Annotated in this window: 3 protein-coding genes; 2 read left to right on the plus strand and 1 reads right to left on the minus strand. The window is 71.9% G+C overall.

Annotated elements, in window-relative coordinates; translation table 11 throughout:
* Positions 1 to 52: 52 nt before the first annotated feature.
* Positions 53 to 676, minus strand: a complete 624-nt coding sequence (locus PROKR_RS21925) for a DUF4126 domain-containing protein (protein ID WP_036967467.1) — start codon at positions 674 to 676, stop codon at positions 53 to 55.
* A gap of 193 nt (positions 677 to 869) precedes the next feature.
* Here PROKR_RS21925 and PROKR_RS21930 point away from each other — a divergent pair, with 193 nt between their 5' ends.
* Positions 870 to 1325 (plus strand): anthrone oxygenase family protein, encoded by a 456-nt coding sequence (locus PROKR_RS21930; RefSeq protein ID WP_036967469.1) that lies wholly within the window; start codon positions 870 to 872, stop codon positions 1323 to 1325.
* A gap of 41 nt (positions 1326 to 1366) precedes the next feature.
* Positions 1367 to 2125 (plus strand): pyridoxal-phosphate dependent enzyme (locus PROKR_RS21935; RefSeq protein WP_036967475.1); only part of this gene is annotated, 759 nt, incomplete at its 3' end.

Genomic DNA, 2125 nt, shown 5'->3' on the forward strand with positions numbered 1-2125 from the left:
CAGCGCACCCAGGCCCACCGAGGTGAGCCGGGCGCGCTGCAGGCCCTCGACCTCAGACGTAGTAGGCATCCCCGCCGCCTTGCCCTGCCAACCGGGCGCGCCGGTGCTTCACCAGGCTCCGGATCAGCATGATCACACCGACCACGAACAGGATCATCACCGGGATGATCGCGAGCGGCGCCAGGACCGCGAGGAACGAGACGCCGATGCTGGTCGCGTCCTCCGCCGCGCTCACCACGGGCGCCGCCGTGCCACCCGACACGGTGTTGGCGACCACGCGGCCGCCCGCCTTGGCGGCGTGCGTGCCGAGGGCCAGCACCACACCCGCGACGATCGGGATCCACTGCCCGGACTGCACGAACGCCGCGGGGTCCGTGACGGTCGCCGTCTCCGACATCGATCCCGCACCGAACGCGATACCACCCGCGGTGGGCCGGATCACGGTCTGCACCACATCGTTGATCGAGTCGAGCACCGGGATCTTGTCCGCCGCGAACTCGAGCACCAGGAGCACGACCAGGATCGCCATCACCCAGCCGTTCTCCAGCCACGCCCACGTGGCCGGCAGCTCCACCAGGTCGGTGAAGCGCGAGAGCGCGCCGAGGAAGATGAGCGGGATCCATGCGTTGAGGCCCGCCGACAAGGCGAGCCCGCTTCCGGTGGCAAGTTCGAGCATGAGCCGAAGTGTTCCATGGCACACCGACACTCCGTGGGTCAAACGTGTCCGGTGTGCCCGATCTGTTATCCGAGGGTCACAGGGGACCGGGGCGGTCCGGGTTCATTTGTCGGCGTAGTCCTGGAACTGACGGGCCTCCTCGTGGAAGAGTGGCTGTGATACGCCGCGCCGCTGCGCTGACCTGGAGGCTTGCATGATCTGGACGATCTTCGCCGTCGCATCGGTGGTGCTGCTGGGCCTGTCCGCCGGCGTCTTCTTCGGGTTCTCGTCGTTCGTCATGAGCGGCCTCGCCCGTGCGTCCGACGAGGCGGCGGGCGAGGCGATGAACGGCATCAACGAGACCGCCCCGCTGCCCGCCTTCATGAGCGTCTTCTTCGGCGCGCTGCTCGTCCCGGGGATCACCGGCATCTGGGGTCTGGTGGACGAGCGCGCCGGCGGAGCCTGGATCCTCGCCGCCGCAGCGGTCTACCTGGTCGGCACCTTCGGCGTGACGATGGCGCTGAACGTACCGCTGAACAACCGCCTTCTCGCGGCGCACGACAAGGCCGCGGAATGGCGCGCCTACCGGCAGCCGTGGACCTCCTGGAACCACGTGCGCACCTTCGCGGGCGTCGTGGCGACGGCGCTCGCGGCGGTCGGGCTCCTCTGACGGGTCGGGCGCCGGGCCGGGTGTCGGGGACAATCGTCGACGTGCCCGCCATCGACTTCCACCGCACCCTGCCCGGATATGCGCCCACACCGCTACGGGACGTGCCACGCCTCGCCACGGAGCTCGGCGTCGGTCGGGTGCTCGTCAAGGAGGAGTCGAGCCGGCTCGGGCTGCCGGCCTTCAAGGTGCTCGGCGCGTCGTACGCGATCGCGCGCGCCCTGGGGGAGCGGTTCGGCCTGGCCACGATCACGCTGGACGCGGTCCGGGACGCCGTGCGCGGCACCGCCGTCCGCCTCTACGCCGCGACCGACGGCAACCACGGCCGCGCGGTCGCGCACGTCGCGGCGCTGGTCGGCGCGGAGGCGACCATCTACTACCCGCCCGGCATCACCGAGGCGGCCAAGAAGGCCATCGCGGCCGAGGGCGCGCGGACCGTCGAGTCCGAGGGGGACTACGACGACGTCGTGGCCCGTGCCGCCGCCGACGCGGCCGCCGACCCGACGGCGGTGCTGGTGCAGGACACGTCCTGGGACGGCTACACGGACATCCCGCAGTGGATCGTCGACGGCTACTCGACGCTGTGCCTCGAGGCCGACCAGCAGCTCGCGGCGCTCGGCGTCGCCGCGCCCGACCTGGTGGTGGTCCCGGTGGGCGTCGGCTCGTTCGCCCAGGCCGTGGTGAGCCACTACCGCACCGCGAGGGCCGGCGCCGACACGCTGCTCGCCGTCGAACCCGACCGTGCGGCGGGGCTGGTCGCGTCGCTGCGCGCGGGCCGGCCCGTCACCGCGCCGGGGGGCGGC

Source organism: Promicromonospora kroppenstedtii DSM 19349 (genome assembly GCF_000515355.1).
Classification (GTDB): Bacteria; Actinomycetota; Actinomycetes; order Actinomycetales; family Cellulomonadaceae; genus Promicromonospora; species Promicromonospora kroppenstedtii.